15 protein-coding genes are annotated in these 18,451 nt (G+C 51.2%); 13 read left to right on the forward strand and 2 right to left on the reverse strand.

The window, feature by feature from the left end:
• Positions 1–81 precede the first annotated feature (81 nt).
• The 4 genes from dhaL (at position 82) to EBB54_RS28320 (ending at position 5,330) form a co-directional block, all read left to right on the forward strand.
• On the forward strand, positions 82–768 hold the full coding sequence (gene dhaL, locus EBB54_RS28305; protein ID WP_125130090.1) for a dihydroxyacetone kinase subunit DhaL: 687 nt from the start codon (positions 82–84) through the stop codon (positions 766–768).
• Positions 769–784: 16 nt separating this feature from the next.
• Entirely contained in the window at positions 785–1,636 is an 852-nt protein-coding gene (locus EBB54_RS28310; protein ID WP_125130092.1) for a class II fructose-bisphosphate aldolase, read from the forward strand.
• A 354-nt stretch (positions 1,637–1,990) separates the two neighbouring features.
• Positions 1,991–2,341: a hypothetical protein gene (locus EBB54_RS28315; RefSeq protein ID WP_193554394.1), complete on the forward strand. Its 351-nt coding sequence runs from the start codon at positions 1,991–1,993 to the stop codon at positions 2,339–2,341.
• A gap of 283 nt (positions 2,342–2,624) precedes the next feature.
• Positions 2,625–5,330 (forward strand): heavy metal translocating P-type ATPase, encoded by a 2,706-nt coding sequence (locus tag EBB54_RS28320; protein WP_125130094.1) that lies wholly within the window; start codon positions 2,625–2,627, stop codon positions 5,328–5,330.
• A gap of 106 nt (positions 5,331–5,436) precedes the next feature.
• On the opposite strand, the gene EBB54_RS28325 is transcribed toward EBB54_RS28320, so the two are convergent.
• Both EBB54_RS28325 and EBB54_RS28330 read right to left on the reverse strand, forming a co-directional pair.
• A complete protein-coding gene (locus EBB54_RS28325; protein WP_125130096.1) occupies positions 5,437–7,041 on the reverse strand; it encodes a response regulator in 1,605 nt (534 codons plus the stop codon).
• Between the two features lie 11 nt (positions 7,042–7,052).
• A complete protein-coding gene (locus EBB54_RS28330) occupies positions 7,053–8,765 on the reverse strand; it encodes a cache domain-containing sensor histidine kinase (protein ID WP_162307227.1) in 1,713 nt (570 codons plus the stop codon).
• A 220-nt stretch (positions 8,766–8,985) separates the two neighbouring features.
• On the opposite strand from EBB54_RS28330, the gene EBB54_RS28335 reads away from it, so the two are divergent.
• The 9 genes from EBB54_RS28335 to hflX all read left to right on the forward strand — a co-directional run bounded on the left by EBB54_RS28335 (position 8,986) and on the right by hflX (position 18,437).
• Positions 8,986–10,323 carry an FAD-dependent oxidoreductase gene (locus tag EBB54_RS28335; protein ID WP_162307228.1) on the forward strand — a complete coding sequence of 446 codons (1,338 nt, stop codon included), beginning with the start codon at positions 8,986–8,988 and terminating at the stop codon, positions 10,321–10,323.
• A gap of 28 nt (positions 10,324–10,351) precedes the next feature.
• Complete coding sequence (locus EBB54_RS28340; protein WP_125130102.1) at positions 10,352–11,692, forward strand: ABC transporter substrate-binding protein; 1,341 nt, start codon at positions 10,352–10,354, stop codon at positions 11,690–11,692.
• Positions 11,692–12,582: a carbohydrate ABC transporter permease gene (locus EBB54_RS28345; RefSeq protein ID WP_125130104.1), complete on the forward strand. Its 891-nt coding sequence runs from the start codon at positions 11,692–11,694 to the stop codon at positions 12,580–12,582. Before EBB54_RS28340 ends, EBB54_RS28345 begins: the two co-directional genes overlap by 1 nt.
• 32 nt (positions 12,583–12,614) lie before the next feature.
• On the forward strand, positions 12,615–13,457 hold the full coding sequence (locus EBB54_RS28350) for a carbohydrate ABC transporter permease (protein WP_162307229.1): 843 nt from the start codon (positions 12,615–12,617) through the stop codon (positions 13,455–13,457).
• A gap of 197 nt (positions 13,458–13,654) precedes the next feature.
• Positions 13,655–14,014 (forward strand): ArsR/SmtB family transcription factor, encoded by a 360-nt coding sequence (locus EBB54_RS28355; RefSeq protein ID WP_004080444.1) that lies wholly within the window; start codon positions 13,655–13,657, stop codon positions 14,012–14,014.
• A 3-nt stretch (positions 14,015–14,017) separates the two neighbouring features.
• Positions 14,018–15,892 carry a heavy metal translocating P-type ATPase gene (locus EBB54_RS28360; protein ID WP_125130108.1) on the forward strand — a complete coding sequence of 625 codons (1,875 nt, stop codon included), beginning with the start codon at positions 14,018–14,020 and terminating at the stop codon, positions 15,890–15,892.
• 42 nt (positions 15,893–15,934) lie between these two features.
• The gene (locus EBB54_RS28365; RefSeq protein WP_125130110.1) at positions 15,935–16,519 is read left to right on the forward strand and encodes a tetratricopeptide repeat protein; all 585 of its coding nucleotides are present in this window, start codon (positions 15,935–15,937) and stop codon (positions 16,517–16,519) included.
• Positions 16,520–16,528: 9 nt separating this feature from the next.
• Entirely contained in the window at positions 16,529–17,092 is a 564-nt protein-coding gene (locus EBB54_RS28370) for a class I SAM-dependent methyltransferase (RefSeq protein ID WP_125130112.1), read from the forward strand.
• Positions 17,093–17,189: 97 nt separating this feature from the next.
• Positions 17,190–18,437: a GTPase HflX gene (hflX, locus tag EBB54_RS28375; protein ID WP_125130114.1), complete on the forward strand. Its 1,248-nt coding sequence runs from the start codon at positions 17,190–17,192 to the stop codon at positions 18,435–18,437.
• Positions 18,438–18,451 lie beyond the last annotated feature (14 nt).

Raw genomic sequence — 18,451 nt, forward strand, 5'->3', positions numbered from 1 at the left:
AAATGAGACCTATGGATCTGCTGCGGTGCAGTAACGACGGAAGTGCAGCAACAGCGGATATTACAGCTTTAGCGGAATAGGATGGACAGGGCTGAGGTGCCGCGGCAGCAGCGGACATTCAGTCTGAGCGAGGTGAGACAGATGGGGCGGATAACGGTAGAAACACTGCAGAAAATGTTTGCGGATGGGGCCCGACTGATAATAGAGAAGGAACCGTATTTGACGGAAATTGATTCGGTTATCGGGGACGGGGATCACGGGATCGGGATGAAGCGGGGGTTTTCCGCGGTTGCCGGGCTGCTTGCAGGGAAGTCATTTTCCTGTGCGGATGAACTCTGCCAGGCGGTCAGCATGGAACTGATCCGGAGTATGGGCGGGGCTTCCGGAGTGATCTTTGGAACTATGTTTTTCGGCGGCATCAGCAGGCTTCCGCATAAAGATACGGTATCCGGGGAAGAACTGGCGGATTATTTTTACGAGGGCGAGCAGGCTATTGAACGGAGGGGCAGATCAAAGCCGGGCCAGAAGACGATGCTGGACGCGCTTTATCCCGCTGTCTGTACCATGAAGGATCATGCGGAGGCAGAAATCCCGGATATGTTTTTGGCAGCGCATCGGGCGGCGCTAAAAGGCATGGAAGAGAGCAAATCCATCCTGCCACGGGTGGGGCGCAGCAAAAATTTCCGGGAGGGCGCAGTCGGGCTTCCAGATCCGGGGGCTGTGTCTGTATGCTATCTGTTCCAGGCGTTTTCAGAGAGTGCGAGATAGGAAAGGGGTAAGAATTATGTTGGAGAGAGTCAGCAATATTTTGAGGCTTGCGGATCAGTGCAGCACGTCTGCGATTGCATTTATCTGTACGGATTATAATATGGTATATTCGGTCGTGACGACGGCGGAAAAAACAAACACACCTGTCATTGTGATGTTATTACCGGAGCACGTGGAGATGAACAATACCATGAATGTCAGCGGATTTGCGCAGATGACAAAGGAACTGGCAGCCTCGGTAAAGGTTCCGGTGGGGCTGCATCTGGACCACAGCTATGATTACCGGTCGGTGATGGACGCCGTCCGGAAAGGATTTGACTCGGTGATGATCGACGCATCTTCCCATGAGCTGGAGGAAAATATCGCCATTACCGCGAAGGTGGTGGAAACCGCCCATATATTCGGCGTGGATGTGGAGGCGGAGATCGGGCACGTAGGGCTTGCTCAGGACTGCGACGGGGATAAGAGTGATTTTTATACAAAGGCGGATGCCGCCGAGAGATTCTGCAGGGAGACGGGCTGTGATTCACTTACGATTGCCATCGGAAATGCCCACGGCGTCTATGTGGAAACACCCCATCTGGACATTGCGCGGCTGGAAGAAATCAATGCGGCCACAGATGTGCCCCTGGTACTCCACGGAGGAAGCGGCATCCCCCATGACCAGCTGGAGATCGCATTTACAAAAGGGATCAATAAGTTTAATGTGGGTACGGAATTTCTGGGAGTGTATTACGATGCAGTTACGGAATACGTGAAAAAAACGGAAGGCGACGGCAGGCCGCTGAAAATGCTGGAGGTTCCCATGTTCGTACAGGAACGGCTGGAGAAGTATCTGGAAGAAAAACTGAAATTATCCAGATTTTGAATCAAGCAGCTATATCATATTGAATGCCCATGACGGCTAACTGTGCACCTGCTGCATGGTTAGCCGTCATTTCATGTCTCCTGTTGAATTTCTTGTTGCATATATGATCTAACCATGCTATACTGACAGCACATCAAAATCAAGGACAGCATTTTTTCAAAACTTCTATCTGTCCGCCGGATACGTTTATGTATCAGGATCTGTTTTTTCATGGCGTCTCAGCCGGAAAATACAAATTTGAAAATTTCACGGAAACCAGGTATTGACGAAGGAAGAACAGATGGAATTTATCATCCTGCCCCTGACTTACAAGGGAAAGGAAAAAAGCAGGCATGTATCCGATGGTGCTTTGAGATGGCAAAGCTGCTGGATGACGACAATATGCAGCGTTTTCTATTATCCGGAATGCTGGTATTCGCGGACAAGGTTATCACTGCAGAAGATTCCAAACAGATCAAGGAGTGGATTATGATGACAAAGGTTGGACAGTTATTTGAAGAAGAAAAGATACAATACGGTAAAGAGATTGAAAAAAATGTTACCCAAAACGTAACCCGGCGTAAAGAACTGGAATTTACAGAAAAAATGCTTTGCGCCGGCTTATCTGTTAAAGAGGTCAGTGAAATGATGACTGTTTTAACGCTGGAAGATGTCCGGGAAATCGCCGGAAAGATGAGACATAATTCTAATACGGCGAACGGATGAAGCTTATCAGGGATAAGCAGGCCGTCAAAAGCTGATGGGTAAATCCTGCAAAAAATACGTCGGGATGGCATTGAATGGATGCCGTGTCGGCGTATTTTTGTTTGGCATTATCCGTTACAATTTGCGGCTGACTGGTCTGTGATATTGTAAATAGCGGCCATTTCTTGAGTGCCAAAGTTTTTCTACCTTTTTTCTATATTCCCTTGACAAATGTTTTATTTTGTGGTTACATGAACATATGAACAATTATTCATATGATATAGATTTGACTTGGAGGGAGATTATGGGAGAAGGAAAAATTCAAAAGGAAGAAACAATAGAAAAGGACAGAAAACATCAGCATCCCGGCTGTACACACGAGGGCCATACCCATGAGTCTCATGCACACAGCCACGCAGCCAAGTCGCACTGCGGCTGCGGCCACGACCATGCTCATGATGGCGACGGTCATGGGTCCCATGCACACAGCCACGCAGCCGAATCGCATTGCGGCTGCGGCCACGACCATACTCATGATGGCGACGGTCATGAACCACATGTTCACAGTCATGCAGCCGAATCGCACTGTGGCTGCGGCCACGACCATACTCATGATGGCGACGGTCATGAACCACATGTTCACAGTCATGCAGCCGAATCGCACTGTGGCTGCGGCCACGACCATACTCATGATGGCGACGGTCATGAACCACATGTTCACAGTCATGCAGCCGAATCGCATTGCGGCTGCGGCCACGACCATACTCATGATGGTGACGGTCACGAACCACATCTTCACAGTCACGCAGCCGAATCGCACTGTGGCTGCGGCCACCACCACAGCCATGAAGGCCACCACCATGAGCCGGCAGAACGCCGTCCGGAGAACCATGCATTTGACGGTGTAAAGAAGCAGATCTACATCATCGAGAACCTGGGCTGCGCCAACTGTGCGGCGAAGATGGAACGGAAGATCCAGGAACTGCCCCAGGTGGATTATGCCAACCTGATCTATGCGACCAGGCAGCTTCAGGTGGTGACGAATACGGACGAAGAACTTCTGCCGGTATTCCAGGGAATTTGTGCTTCCATCGAAGACGGCGTTACGTTGACAAAACAGGAGACAAAGCAGGCAGCATCGGAACGAAAAGCAGCAGAAAAAGAAAAAGCCAAAGAGAACAAAAAAGACATCTGGGAACTAGGAATCGGCGCAGTGCTCATGGCTGCGGGAATTGTGACGGAAGGGGATTTACCGGCCGTATCCGCGGTTCTTCTGGTCATAGCATACTTAATACTGGGCAGGCACGTCCTGTTGACGGCCGGAAAAAATCTCACAAAAGGCCATGTGTTTGACGAAAATTTTCTGATGAGCATTGCCACCCTTGGCGCATTTGCCATACAGGATTATAAGGAAGCGGTCGGCGTCATGCTCTTTTACCGTGTCGGGGAGTTGTTCGAGGAGATTGCAGTCGCGCGCAGCAGAAGTCAGATCATGGACGCCGTAGACCTGCGCCCAGAAGTGGTCAGTCTGGTACAGGGCAGTGAAGTGCAGGTAATCCCGGCAGAGCAGGCAAGGCCCGGCGATCTCCTGCTGGTCCGTCCTGGAGACCGTATCCCGCTGGACGGGACGATCATGGAAGGGGAAAGCCGGATCGATACCTCTCCGGTGACAGGAGAGCCCGTACCCGTTGCGGCGGGAATAGGGGACAGCGTAATCTCCGGCTGTGTGAATACCTCCGGCCTTCTCAGAATCCGGGTGGAAAAAGCGCTGGAAGATTCCATGGTAACAAAGATCCTGGATTCCGTGGAAAATGCGGCCGCAAGCAAGCCGAAAATCGACCGCTTTATCACTCGGTTTTCCAGAATCTATACGCCCATTGTCGTAGCGCTTGCGGCGGCAACAGCCATCCTTCCGTCCCTGGTGACCGGCGACTGGCAGTATTGGGTATATACGGCGCTGACGTTCCTTGTCATTAGTTGTCCATGCGCACTGGTACTGAGCGTACCCCTTGCGTTCTTCTCAGGAATCGGCGCAGGTTCCAAGCTGGGGATTCTGTTCAAGGGCGGAATTGCGATTGAAGCCCTGCAGAATGTGAAAGCGGTTGTTATGGATAAGACCGGGACAGTCACGGAGGGAAACTTTGAACTCCAGAGGATACTTCCCGCGAAAGGATTTGCGGAGGAGCAGGTGCTTGCCATGGCGGGAACCTGTGAACAGAACTCCACTCATCCCATTGCGGCCAGTATTATGGCGGCAGTACAGAAACAGGGGATCACACCGTGGGCGCCGGATTCTGTGAAGGAAATCGCAGGAAAGGGCATCGAAGCGGCTGCAGAGGAAGGGACACTTCTCTGCGGCAGCCGTTCGCTCCTGTTAGATGCAGGCATATCCACAGATGATGAGCGGGCGGAAAGCGGCGGAACAGAAGTGTTTCTGGCAGTCAATGGAAAATACGCCGGCAGCCTGATCATAGCGGATACGGTGAAGGAGGACGCAAAGTCCGCGGTTACGGCAATGAAACGGCAGGGAATCGTAACCGCCATGCTGACCGGGGACGGGCCGGAGACCGCCCAGGCAGTTGCGGCAGAGACCGGGATCGACGAAGTCCATGCAAAGCTGCTTCCGGAGGAGAAGCTCCGGGAACTGACACAGATCCGCAGCACACACGGCAGCGTTATGTTTGTCGGAGACGGGATCAACGACGCGCCTGTGCTGGCCGGCGCGGATGTGGGGGCGGCCATGGGAAGCGGCGCGGATGCGGCCATCGAGGCGGCAGACGTGGTGTTTATGACCTCTGCCATGAGCGCGATCCCACAGGCGCTGTCCATTGCAAAGGCAACCGGACGGATCGCAAAACAGAATGTGATCTTCGCCCTGGTTATCAAGGCCGCGGTCATGGTGCTCGGCCTGGCAGGGCTTGCAAATATGTGGATGGCAGTTTTTGCAGATACAGGTGTGGCGATGCTGTGCATCTTAAACTCCATCCGAATCCTCTATAAAAAACAGTAAGCTCGAAAAAACCTCGCTAACAGTTTTTTATGCATCCCACGTAAACGGATACAAGACATCCGTTAAGTGCTCATAGCTAAAAAAACAGTAACCTGGAAAACGAGCGTTATGTCTCCTGTATAAATTCCCGGTATTGGCCCGGCGTGTATCCGGTTTTTTTACGGAACAGTTGGCTGAAATACCGGGAATCTGTATATCCCACGTTGGCGGCGACCTCATAGATCTTCAGATTGATGTCCTGCAGATACTTTTTGGAGGCGTCAATACGCACATCAATGAGATATTCCTTGATTGAGGTTTTTTCGATGTTTTTGTACAGCGTACTCAGATAACAGGCCGACAGGCCGATCTCATCGGCAATGGATTCCAGGGAAATGTCATGCGCATAATTCTGGCGGATATACTCCTTTGCCTTCTCGATAAATTTCTGGCTTTTGTTTGTGCGCAGATGCCCGATTTCCTGTATGACTTCCCTTAAATAATCTGAAAAAATTCCTTTGATATCCTCCAGATTTGTACAGCCCGTGAGCCTTCGGATGATTTCATCCGAGAGTACGGCTTCCGAAAGAGTAAACTCCTGGTTCAGCGCATTGGAAAGGTAATAGTACAATTCCAAAAACTTATTGGTCGCCAGTGAACGGTCACCGTGAAGCTGAAGCACATTCAAATAAAAAATATTCAGATATTGTTCCGTGTGGGGAATGTCGCACAGCTTTAAATATTTCAGGAGATCCTCCTGGATATACTTGAAATTCGGCAGGCTTTCACCGGTGCTCCTCAATTCCACATCCGTAATGCAGATGATCTCATTAAATCCAATATAAAACGAATATTTGCTTGCAGATATGGCATCCTTCACCGACTGGCGCAGATAAGCGATCTCCTGCACAGCCGTGGAAAGTCCGATGGAAAACGGCTGCTCATAATTAAAGTCCAGATATTGCCGGATTCGGTCTGCGATGCGGTACACCTCCTTCTGTACGGTTTCAATATCACTGTGGTCTGAAGAAAGCAGGATCGTGATGGAGCCGGTATCATAGAAATAGATCGTCTTAAAGGAATCGACCGTAAACAGCATCAAAGTCTGCGCCAGCTTTGACACATTGATAAAATCCTTCTCAATTTCCTGAGCGTCGTTATCCTGTGAAAAATCAATATAGAGGGCCTGATAGGAACGGTTCAGGATATCGATTCCAAACAGGCGGAAGGTAGAGTCAATGATCTCCAGATCCTCCAGATTTTCCCGGATGATCTTAAAAAACCATTCCTGCATCAGCGGCAGGCATTCCAGTAGCTGCTTTTTCAGCAAAAAATCCTGTGCTTCGGCTTCCTTCTCCTCACGGAGTATCCCGTGGATCTGAGAGAGCTGTTCATAAAGCTCTTTTTCATTCACCGGTTTCAGCAGATAGTTAAACACATTGTACCGCAGGGCTTTCTGGGCATAGCCAAAATCATCAAACCCGGATAAGATAATGAGTTTGGCATGGGGCATCGTTACACGGAGCGTATCGCACAGATCCAGCCCATTGGAGGCTCCCATACGGATATCGGTGATGATCAGATTCGGATGGGTTTCCCGGATGATCCGCAGCGCCTGCTGGTTATTATTTGCGGTTCCCACAATTTTGTGGGGGATATCAAAAGTAGAAATCAGCTTCACCAGATGATGGATCACCAGTTGTTCATCGTCTACCAATACAATATACAGCATATACTTCTCCTTTACAAAACGCTTTTTGCAATCCGGATGATTGCAGTGACGCCGCCGTCGGCATTTTCTTCATAGACCAGATCCGCCTGATTTCCGTAGCAGTTGCAGAGCCGCTGGTATACGTTCTGAATGCAGTAAAAGTTCAGGTTGTCTTCCTTATAGAGCGTACGGCGGCGTACCAGGTAGTTCAGCATTTCAATATCGCTTCCCAGCCCGTTGTCGGCCACGGACAAAAACAGTGTTTCTTCCGTTTCCCATACGGACAGAGTGATCCATCCGGTTTCTTCCATCTCTTTAAAACCGTGGAGGATACAATTTTCTACCAGGGGCTGCAGGATCAGCTTGATAATCCGGTAATCCGGAATGGAAGCAGGGAGATTTAACTTCAATTCAATCTGGTTTGCGTAGCGCAGCTTCTGGATCTGGATGTAGGAGCATACCTGCTCGATCTCTTTTTCCAGTGAAATATAGTTGTTCCCGTTATTCAGGCTGCTTCTCAGAAAATTGCCCAGCCCGGCGACCATCTCACCCGCGTGCCGGCTGTCCTGTGTGGCGATCAGGGCGCTGATGGATTCCAGGGTATTATAGATAAAATGAGGATTCATCTGCGACTGGAGCGCTGCCATTTCCGCCTGCTTAAATTTTAGAAGCGTTTCCTCACGGGATCTGATCAGTTCTTCGTTTCTGGCCAGCATATGATTGTAAGCGTCATAAAGCTGGTTGATTTCAATGCAGTTTTGCCGTGCCTGGCCGGGGGCCTGTTCCATTTTCTGGATCTGCATACAGAGCCGGTTGACAGGCTGAGAGATTTTCCGGCTGTTCATTTTAGAAAGCAGGGCGGCCAGAAGCAGGGTAAAAGCAAAAATCAGCGCCATCAAAATAAGATTCTGCAGGGTATTCCGATAGAGCTCCCAACTGCTGATACTGCCGATCACCCTCCAGCCTGCGGTGACAATGGGAAATTCCACGTGCAGGTGGGAGTATGAGGGCTTATCCATGCCTTTCTGCAGGCTTTGGAGCAGGGAGTCCGGTACTTCCGTATAAGGGAAAAGGAGCTGTCCGTCAGCTTCCATGAGCACATACCCCTTTTCACCAAAGGAAATGGAGCCGAGATGGCGGATCAGCCTTTCCACAGACACGTTAGCCTTGATGACGCCCAGCCTTCGGGTTACATTTTTTACATCGAAAAAAATACGGGCGGCACACAAAGTCGGCCTTTTAAAAGTATCCGTATCCACAAACCAGTAGGTTCGTCCGCCTGCATCCAGGGTGCTTTGAAACCATTCCTGGGAGGAGACGCCATCTGCGGAAAACAGGGCGCTGCTGAATTGGCCGGATGCCGAAAAGCTGGGAAGAAACCGGTGGCTGTCATAGGCAAAGATCTGGACGGAATCCAGATTTTTTTTGAACAGATCCACGGAAAACAGCATTTCATTGACCTTGGTCAGAAGCGAGGCGGTGGGAGAGGAAAGCAGTTGCTTAAGGGCGGTCTGAAGTTCGGAATCTGCATGGGTAAGCGTCAGATAATCATCAATCATCTGTGTATGATTGTTGATATTGATCTGGGCCTGCTTCAAGGATTCGTACATATTCTGTTTTTCATTGGAAAGCGTATTGGCCGCGTCAATGGCGGCGCTGAAAATACTGATCAGCAAAGCAGCGGCAACGATCAGGCACATGTAGTTATGGAAAAGTATTTTCTCAAAAGATTTTGGTTTCGCCATGGCTGCCTCCTTTGTACTGTCCGGGAATCTGTATATACAGCGGATTGAGAACTGTAACAAGTATTCGGGGTTTCTGTCTGGATTATACCTGTTTTTGGAAAGAAAAGAAAGCGTTTGGAAAAACTCGAAAGAAATCAAACAAAATAGAAAGTTTACCATATTTCAATCTATGGACGTCTGGATTAAGATAACTGAAAATGAAACGGAAAGGGGTTGGAACATGAATCTGAAAAAGTACGATGTGATCGTTGCAGGCGGCGGAACGGCAGGGATTGCGGCCGCACTTGGAGCCGCCAGGGAAGGGGCGTCCGTGCTTGTGATCGAAAAAAATGCGTATTTGGGAGGGACGGCTGCGTCCGGGCTTCCATTCATTGATTTTTTCAACAGGGACGGAAAACAGGTGACGGCGGGGATTGCAGAGGAGCTCATGCAGCGTCTTTTCAGTGAGCGTGCCGCGCTGGGCCACATCCGGACGCAGGGAGGGCACCTCAATTCCGTGACGATGATCGATCCGGAATGGGTCAAGATCTCGGCGGAGGAGATGCTTCTGGAAAGCGGCTGCAGCATCCTTTATCATACTTTTGTATGTGCTGCGGATGTAGAGGGCGGCTGTTTGAACAGTATAACCGCGGCCAATAAAAACGGCCTGACGAAATTCCATGCAGGATGCTTTATTGACACGACAGGAGACGGGGATCTGGCAAAATTCGCAGGAGCAAGGTACAGTACAGGCAGGGAAAGCGACGGGCTGTGTCAGGCCATGAGCCTGTTGTTCAAGCTGGGGGACGTGGATGTGGAAAAAGCGTCGGCGCTGTTTTCGGAAAATCCGATCGTTGCCTGCCCGATCGGAGGGGATCATGCATACAATCTGCACATCAGCGGAAACTTAAGCCGGTGGGATGATGTGATCCTGAAAGAAAATCTTTTTCCGCATGGAGGACATAATATCTGGGCAGGAACCATGCGTGAAAATGAACTCACCTATGTAAATACGGTTCGGGTCAGTGAAAAAAACGGCGCGGATGCATGGGAATTGTCGGAAGCGGAGATCGAAGGAAGAAGGCAGATGAAAAAGATCATCCGGTTTTTGAATGCGCATGTACCGGGAATGGAAAAAGCGCATATTACCAGCGTTCCCAATGGAATCGGGGTGCGCGAGACCAGGCGGGTGGAAGGGGAGTATATCCTGACAATGGACGACGTTCTGCAGGGAAGAAAGTTTGAAGACTGCATTGCAAAAAACGGATACTGCATCGACATCCATGATCCGAAGGGCAATGGATGGGGCGTTACCCACATCCAGAGCGAAGATCATTGCTATGATATCCCGTACCGGTGTATTGTGCCGAGACGAATCGACCGTTTGCTGGTAGCAGGCAGATGCATTTCCGCCACATCCGAAGCGCTGGCCTCTGCCAGGATTATGCCGAGCTGCATGGCGCTTGGGCAGGCGGCAGGCGCAGCGGCGGCGATCAGCGCGGAGAAAAAGATATGCCCCAGGGAGGTTCCGGTCAGGGAAATACAGGCAGCGCTTAGAAAGGGCGGAGCCTGGATTTGAAAATGAATTTTTGTAGAGGAGGACAATCATGAAAAGAACATATATGAAAAAGAGGATCACAGGGATCGCATTATGTATTCTGCTGGCAGCAGGACTGGCAGCGTGCGGCACGCCGAAAAATGAAAGCGGAAGCAAAGCAGAGAAACAGGACGGCGGGGATAAGAGCGAAATGTCCGGATCGGACGGGGAGATCGTATTGGAATTTCCGAGCTGGCAGGCAACAGAACCTGGTTTTCAGGAATTTTGGGAGGAAGCCACAGCGGAATTTGAAAAGCGGCATGATGGCGTGAAGATCAACCTGTATCAGGTGCCTTTTGACAGCTATGTAGATACGCTGACCACGCTGTACGCGGCAGGAACGGCACCGCAGATCACGCACATTCCCTCCCGGTATTTTGCGCAGTTTTCGGATATGGGCTGGTTTGAACCGCTGAATGAACGGCTGGAAAAAACGGAGATCTTAGACAATTGGAGCAGTCTTCAGGACGGGCTGCAGGCAGACGGCGAATACTACGGTGTCCTGCTTCTTGGAAACGGATATTCCATGTATTACAACAAGGCCATGTTTGAGGAAGCAAAGCTGGATATCCCGACAGACATCAATTCCTTTATGGAAGCGGCAAAAGCTTTGACCAGGGATGAGGATGGAGACGGGGATCCGGAAACTTACGGATTCGGTGCCTGCCAGGTTACGGATACAAACTTTTATAATGAAGCGACATCCTTCATCGTGGGTATGGGAGGAAAATGGTCCGAGAACCGCGACCTGGCCCCGATGACCTCAGAAGAGACCGTGGAGGCATTGAAGCTGTATCAGTCGCTTTTCCAGAATAATTATACTCCGGTAGGGCTTTCCGTGGAGCAAAAGCGTCAGTATTTTGTAGAAGGAAAAATGGCCATGATCTTCGACGGCCCCTGGGTTGCGTCCCTGATCGACAGTGCGGCGGAGGATGTGAAGCCGAACTTGCTTGTGGCGGCGATTCCGTTCGAAAATATACCGGGTTCAGTGAGCAACAGCCTGCATATCCCTGCGGCGATCAGTGACGAGGAGAAGGAGCTTGTATGGGATTTCATCCAGATGGTGGCAGAAGATGATTTCCAGAAATTATATATGGAAAAGGTAGGCTCCCCTTCACCGAGCAAACGGGCCATTGATGAGGAAATACTGGCAGAAAATCCATTCCTCGGACAGTTTGTGGAGGATGCAGAGAAGGCACAGGAGATCCTGCCCTCCGGTTATGAGAAGAATTACGGTGAGTTTACACAGTATATCATTGACGGCGTGATGACAATGGTTACGGAGCCATATGCGGATGTGGAGGAAACTCTGGAAGCAATGAAAACAAAGATTACGGATGAATTGAAGTGATGAAAACAAAAAGTGAGAAAAGAAATCACAGGATGGCGCTGGCGTTTGCTTTGCCCGCAGCAATATTTTCCATGCTTCTGATTATATACCCTCTATTTACGACGGTGAAGCTGAGCTTTCAGAATGTAAAATTTATTGGAAGCCTGACAGATGACCCGGGGCTTACGCTGGAAAACTATACCAAATTATGTTCCAATACTGATTTTTGGAATGCTCTTGGCAGGTCCGTGCTGTTTACATTTCTGGCGCTGTCACTTTCCTTCCTGATCGGGCTGGGGCTTGCGCTTCTGCTGAACAAAAAATTCCGGTTCCAGAAATGTGTTCGTACACTGATCCTGCTGGCGTGGCCGATTCCCGGTGTGATCGTTGGACTCCTTTTCACCTGGCTTTTCGATGCGAACTACGGAATTATCAATATGATCCTGAAGTCTATGCATCTGATCGACAGAAATGTAAAGTGGATCACTATGGGCAATACGGCGAAAATCACCGTGATCACGGCAACGATCTGGAAAAGCTACCCATTTTTCACGCTGACGCTCCTTGCAGGACTAAAGGGGATCTCATCTGATTATTATGAGGCGGCCAGTATTGACGGTGCGAATGGGTGGCAGAGATTTGTAAATATTACGCTTCCGGCGCTGAAATCGGTGATCGTAACCTCCCTTCTTTTGAATGGGCTGTGGATCTTCAGGAACTATGACCTGGTGTATACCATCACAGGCGGCGGCCCGAACCAGGCCACGGAGACATTGCCGCTGCTCTTATATAACCAGGCATTCAAGTACTACAATATGGGGTATGCGTCGGCGGTGGGAATGGTCAGCCTGCTTGTATGTTCCGTGTTTGTGATTCTGGCAATGCCGTCGCTGAAGAAACAGTTCTATTGATTCGCTGTTTTAGGGAGAACGAAGGAGGATATATGAATACATATCATCATAGAAGAATCCGGAGGGCCGGGACATATCTGCTGATCCTTCTGGCAGTCGTTGTGCTTGCGTTTCCGCTGTACTGGATGACGGTAACCGCATTTACGTCAAGAAGCGCCCTGCTGGATAATGTCCGGGTGCTGCCGGAGCCGGAAAATATGACTGTGGATAATTTTAAAAAGATCATAGAATCCCATCCCATCCTTACCTGGTTTGGAAATTCGGTTTTTGTAACCGCGTTTAGTACGGTTTCGGCCCTGATTGTTTCTACCATGGCGGCATACAGTATGTCGCGGTATAAATACAGGTCCACAAATTTTCTTGGATTTTTTCTTCTTGTGGTCCGAATGCTGCCGGAAACGCTGCTGGTTGTTCCGCTGTATATGATGTTTACCAATATGAAGCTGATCAACAATTATGCGTCACTGATCATAAGCAATATCACATTTATCATCCCTTTTTCCACCTGGATGATGAAAGGGTACTTTGACAGCATTCCGACTACGCTGGAGGAGGCGGCCCGGATTGACGGGTGCAGCAGGCTTGGGGCGGTCAGAAAGGTGATCCTGCCGCTGGCTGCACCGGGAATTGCGGCAACTGCCACATATTCCGCGATCTTGGGATGGAGTGAATTTCTGTTTGCGAGGACGTTCATTACACAGCCGCAGAAATGGACGGTTACGGTAGGCATCGCGTCTTTGATGGGAGAATATACAATCATATGGGGAGAAGTGATGGCAGCGGCAGCCCTGTCCGTGCTTCCCATCGCACTGGTCTTTATCTTCCTGGAAAAATATATGGTGGCCGGGGTGACGGCAGGAGCCGTGAAAGGTTAAGTATAAAGGATAAAAACCAAAACAGGCAGACTTCAGCAAGCGAACTTGCTCAAGTCTGCCTGTTTCTTTTCCACATGTGTGTGAAGTGGCTGTGAATAGAAATCTTCCAAAAGGTTATAAAAATTTAAAATCCGGTCTGCTTGACCCGCCTGCGTATTTCACGTATAATAAATTCGTGAAAAGGAGAATAGGCATATATGGGTAAGATAGAAGTAGAGCACTGTGATTTTGTGCATGTTCACGAAGATATTGTGAAGGACGTCCGGGAGCATATGCCGGATGTGGAGAAGCTGCAGGAGCTGGCGGATTTCTTTAAGGTGTTTGGGGATTCCACAAGGATACGCATTCTGTGTATCCTGCTCTGCGGCGAGATGTGCGTCTGCGACCTGGCCCAGACGCTGGATATGACCCAGTCCGCCATCTCGCACCAGCTCCGTGTGCTCAAGCAGATGAAGCTGGTCACCAACCGGAGGGAAGGGAAGACCGTGTTCTATGCGCTTGCGGACGGGCATATCAGGACGATCATCAATCAGGGTATGGAGCATATACAGGAGTAAGTGATGGCAAAGGAAGTTAAGATCAGGTTCATCGAGCTTGCGGCGGGACTGGCGGTATACTTTGGCTGGCTGGCCGGGGCGCATTACGATTACTGGAATCTTGCGGTGACGGAGGAGATGAAGCTGGCATTGGTTCTGCTGGCATATGCGGTGCTTGCGGCAGATGCCTGCTGGCAGATTCTCAAAAAGCTGAGACACCGGCAGCTCTTTGAGGAAAATTTTCTCATGCTGCTGGCTACCGGCGGCGCGCTGTATGCCGGGAGGTATGCGGAAGCCGTTGCCGCGATGCTGATTTTTCACATTGGAAAATTGATCGAGACCATGACGTTGGATCACACCAAACGGTCGATCGCAAAGTTTATGGATATTCGTCCTTCCTTTGCAAACCGGAAACGAGGGCTGGGGGAAGAGACAGTCAGTCCGGAGGAGTTAAGAACAGGGCAGATCATCGTGATCCGTCCCGGCGAGAAGATCCCGGTGGACGCGGTGGTCATGCGGGGCAGCAGCAATATTGACGAGAAAGCGCTGACAGGGGAATTTCAGCCCAGAAGCGTCAGTATGGGCAGCAGGATCTACAGCGGCAGCATCAACATGGACAGCCTGATTGAGGCGCGGGTGACCCGGGTGTACGAGGAGTCCACGGCCGCAAAGATCCTGAACATGGTGGAAAGCGCCATGAAAAATAAGGGCGAGAGCCAGAGCTCCGCGGAATGGTTTACCCGTCTTTACAGTCCCGTTGTGACTGTACTGGGGCTGCTGGTCATGTTCCTTCCGCCCATGCTGCTTCCCGGACAGGACTCGGAGACCTGGTTCTACCGGGGGCTGATCTTCCTGGTTGCGGCCTGTCCCTGCGGCCTGCTGGTATCGGTTCCGATTGCATTTCTGGGAGGGATCGGCGCGGCGTCCAGGCAGGGCGTGCTGATCAAAGGCGGCAGCTATCTGGAAGCCCTGTCCCAGACAGAAACCTTTATTTTTGACAAGACAGGGACATTGACGGAAGGAATATTCGGATTAAAGGAGATCTGCCCGCGGGGAATTACGGCTGCCCAGCTGCTGGAGATCACAGCCTATGCGGAGGCATATTCCAGCCATCCCATTGCATTATCCCTGCGGGATGCCTACGAAAAAGGGATCGACACCTCCAGGATCGGGTACATACAGGAACGCCCGGGGCTGGGGATCGAAGCCGTCATCGACGGGATGCGGGTCTATACCGGCAACCACAGGTTTATGGAGGCGCTGGGAATCCAGATTCAGAAAGTGAAGGGCAGCGGCACTGCGGTTCATGCCGCGGTGGGCAGGAGATATGTGGGATATGTGCTGATTTCTGACCGGGTGCGCGGGGATGTCAGCGATACCATCCGCTGGCTGCGTCAGCAGCATATGGAAGTCATGATGCTGACGGGAGACAATGAGCATGTGGCAAATGAAGTGGCCCATGCGCTGGGAATCGAATATGTCTACGCAAACCTGCTCCCCCAGGACAAGGTGACCCAGTTGGAAGAGATCATGAACGATCAGATGGAAACGGAAAAACTGGCATTTGTGGGAGACGGGATCAACGATGCGCCGGTGCTGGCCCGTGCGGATATCGGGATTGCCATGGGCGGGCTTGGATCGGATGCGGCCCTGGAGGCGGCGGACATCATTCTGATGGAGGACGAACCCTCCCGGATTATCAACGCCATCCGGATTTCCAGGGGAACGGTCCGCACGGTCAGGGAAAACCTGTACTTTGCCGTTTTCATCAAGGTGATCCTGCTGGCGCTTGCATTTGCCGGAGGAATCACCATGAGGGAGGCAATCATTGCCGACATGGCGGTGCTGGTGATCAACCTGCTGAACTCGTTCTGGGTTCTGAAGTATCCGGAGTGGTAATGGGAAGTATTTTATGAATAAAAAAATAAGGAGCTTGCGTGCATGAGAAATAGAAAAATAAGATATCTGGTGTTGTCCGCTGCATTGATGTGTGTCCTCACAGCCTGTTCAAAAAACGGGATCAAAGAAGGGACAGAACTGTTGGAGAAGGGCGATTTTGAGAAAGCGGCGTCCGTCTTTGAGCAGGCGGCAAAGGAGGCCGAGGCAGAGGGCGAAAGGGCGCCCGAGGCTTACCGGGGAATGGGAATGGTCTGTTATGCCCTTGAGGACTACGAGGGCACCCGGCAGAATCTTCAAAAGGCATTGGACGAGGGCGGCCTGGAAACGCCCATCATCTATAATCTGATCGGGGTCAGTTCCATGAAGCTGGAAGATTATGACACCGCGCTGGCTGCATTTGACAAGGGGACGGGCCTTCCGGAGAGCGGAGTCGTTTCCCGGGGGTCGAAGGAGGAAGAGACGGCAGATTACAGCGAAGTGATCCGGGAAATGAAATTCAACCGGGTAGTCTGTCTTGAGAAAAAGCTGGATTGGGAAAATGCCAAGGCAGCCATGGCGGAATACGCAAGCCTTTATCCCGACGATGCCAATGCGCAGAAAGAAGCGGAATTTCTCAGTACACGGTAAGGCGGTTTTATGAAGAAATCATATCAGATCACGGAATTTTGCCACCGTTTCCTCCGGGATTTTATTGTGGAGAAGGACTGCTGCATAGACGCAACGGCGGGAAACGGCAATGATACGGAGTTTTTGTGCCGCATGGCAGGGCCCGGCGGCAGGGTCTATGCATTCGACATCCAGGAGGAAGCGCTGGAGCATACCCGGCGCAGGCTAAAGCAGGCGGGGCTGCTGGAACGCGCTGTTCTGATCCGGGACGGGCACGAGCATATGGAGGAATATGTCAAAGGGCAGGTGTCTGCCATTGTCTTTAACTTCGGCTATCTGCCGGGCGGAGACCACAGGATCGCCACCCGGCCTGAGACAAGCCTGCGTGCGGTGAGAGCGGGGCTCGGGCTGCTAAAGCCGGGAGGCGTTATGAACCTGTGCATATACAGCGGCGGAGATACCGGGTATGAAGAGCGGGACGCCCTGCTGGGATTTTTAAAGGAACTGGATACCAGGAAGTGGCTGGTAATCGTCAGCAGCTATTATAACCGAGGCAACGACCCACCGCTGCCGGTATTCGTGATCCGGCTGTAAAGCTTCAGATATTCTGTGAAGGCTGCGTAAAGACTGGGTGAACGGTAACGTATATTCACTCTGCTTCGCAAATTGGCTGAAAAAATGGAGAACATGTATGGAATTATATGATTTGAAACAGGAGGAAGAGCGGTTCATTCTGGTCGGGATTCAGTTAAACGACAGTGAGCCGGCGGAGGAATCCCTGGATGAACTGGAGGAGCTTGCAAGGACGGCAGGAGCCGCGGCTGCGGGCCGGCTGATCCAGAGCCGGGAGGCCATGCACCCCCTGACTTATATCGGAAAAGGAAAGATAGAAGAGCTGAAAGACCTGATCTGGGAGCAGGATGCATCGGGAATCATCTGTGACGATGAGCTTTCCGCGGTGCAGCTCAACAACCTGCAGCAAGAACTGGAATGCAAGGTCATAGACCGGACGCTGCTGATACTGGATATCTTCGCCGCCCATGCGGTTTCCGGAGAAGGGAAGATCCAGGTAGAGCTGGCCCAGCTCCGCTACCGGGCGGCACGTCTTACGGGGCTGGGGAGATCTCTTTCCCGTCTGGGCGGCGGGATCGGAACCAGGGGCCCCGGAGAGAAGAAGCTGGAGATGGACCGGCGTCTGATCCGGGAGCGGATCAGCCACTTGAAGCGGGAACTAAAGGAGGTGGAGCAGCACCGGGAGCGGATTCGCACACAGAGGAAAAAATCATGCATGAAGGTGGCGGCCCTGGTGGGCTATACCTCGGCAGGAAAGAGCAGCATAGAAAATGCGCTGACCCAGGCGGGGATTTTGGAGGACGCGATGCTCTTTTCCACACTGGATACGACGACCAGGGCTCTGGAACTGGAAGGGAAGCAGAAGATCCTTCTGACAGATACGGTGGGATTTATACGGAAGCTGCCCCACCATCTCATTGAGGCATTCAAAAGTACGCTGGAGGAGGCGCGGTATGCGGACATCATCATCCATGTGGTGGATGTGTCCAACCCCCAGATGGATACCCAGATGCATGTGGTCTATGAAACGCTTCGCCAGCTCGGTGTGGAGGGTAAGCCGGTGGTCACGCTGTTCAACAAACAGGATCTGATCTCCGGGCATGAAAATTTCCGGGATTTCCAGGCGGATTATACGGTGGATGGGTCGGCAAAGACCGGCCAGGGGATGGAAGAACTGAAAGCCGTTCTGCTGGAGATCATCCGCAGGGGGCAGGTCTATGTGGAACGGCTGTATCCGTTTCAGGAGGCGGGAAAAATCCAGGTGATCCGGAAGAATGGGCAGCTCTTGCAAGAAGAGTATCTTCCGGACGGGATTGCAGTAAAAGCATACGTGCCCAAAGAGATCTATCTGTCCGGAAGGATTTGACTGCCGGACAGCCC

The sequence above is a fragment of the Schaedlerella arabinosiphila genome (genome assembly GCF_003885045.1).
GTDB classification, from domain to species: Bacteria; Bacillota; Clostridia; order Lachnospirales; family Lachnospiraceae; genus Schaedlerella; species Schaedlerella arabinosiphila.

What these genes read in the sequence shown, in the direction of transcription:
- dhaL (WP_125130090.1), top strand. Translation starts at nt 82, where the DNA reads ATGGACAGGGCTGAGGTGCCGCGGCAGCAGCGGACATTCAGTCTGAGC.
- EBB54_RS28310 (WP_125130092.1), top strand. Translation starts at nt 785, where the DNA reads ATGTTGGAGAGAGTCAGCAATATTTTGAGGCTTGCGGATCAGTGCAGC.
- EBB54_RS28315 (WP_193554394.1), top strand. Translation starts at nt 1,991, where the DNA reads ATGGCAAAGCTGCTGGATGACGACAATATGCAGCGTTTTCTATTATCC.
- EBB54_RS28320 (WP_125130094.1), top strand. Translation starts at nt 2,625, where the DNA reads ATGGGAGAAGGAAAAATTCAAAAGGAAGAAACAATAGAAAAGGACAGA.
- EBB54_RS28325 (WP_125130096.1), bottom strand. Translation starts at nt 7,041, where the DNA reads ATGCTGTATATTGTATTGGTAGACGATGAACAACTGGTGATCCATCAT.
- EBB54_RS28330 (WP_162307227.1), bottom strand. Translation starts at nt 8,765, where the DNA reads ATGGCGAAACCAAAATCTTTTGAGAAAATACTTTTCCATAACTACATG.
- EBB54_RS28335 (WP_162307228.1), top strand. Translation starts at nt 8,986, where the DNA reads ATGAATCTGAAAAAGTACGATGTGATCGTTGCAGGCGGCGGAACGGCA.
- EBB54_RS28340 (WP_125130102.1), top strand. Translation starts at nt 10,352, where the DNA reads ATGAAAAGAACATATATGAAAAAGAGGATCACAGGGATCGCATTATGT.
- EBB54_RS28345 (WP_125130104.1), top strand. Translation starts at nt 11,692, where the DNA reads ATGAAAACAAAAAGTGAGAAAAGAAATCACAGGATGGCGCTGGCGTTT.
- EBB54_RS28350 (WP_162307229.1), top strand. Translation starts at nt 12,615, where the DNA reads ATGAATACATATCATCATAGAAGAATCCGGAGGGCCGGGACATATCTG.
- EBB54_RS28355 (WP_004080444.1), top strand. Translation starts at nt 13,655, where the DNA reads ATGGGTAAGATAGAAGTAGAGCACTGTGATTTTGTGCATGTTCACGAA.
- EBB54_RS28360 (WP_125130108.1), top strand. Translation starts at nt 14,018, where the DNA reads ATGGCAAAGGAAGTTAAGATCAGGTTCATCGAGCTTGCGGCGGGACTG.
- EBB54_RS28365 (WP_125130110.1), top strand. Translation starts at nt 15,935, where the DNA reads ATGAGAAATAGAAAAATAAGATATCTGGTGTTGTCCGCTGCATTGATG.
- EBB54_RS28370 (WP_125130112.1), top strand. Translation starts at nt 16,529, where the DNA reads ATGAAGAAATCATATCAGATCACGGAATTTTGCCACCGTTTCCTCCGG.
- hflX (WP_125130114.1), top strand. Translation starts at nt 17,190, where the DNA reads ATGGAATTATATGATTTGAAACAGGAGGAAGAGCGGTTCATTCTGGTC.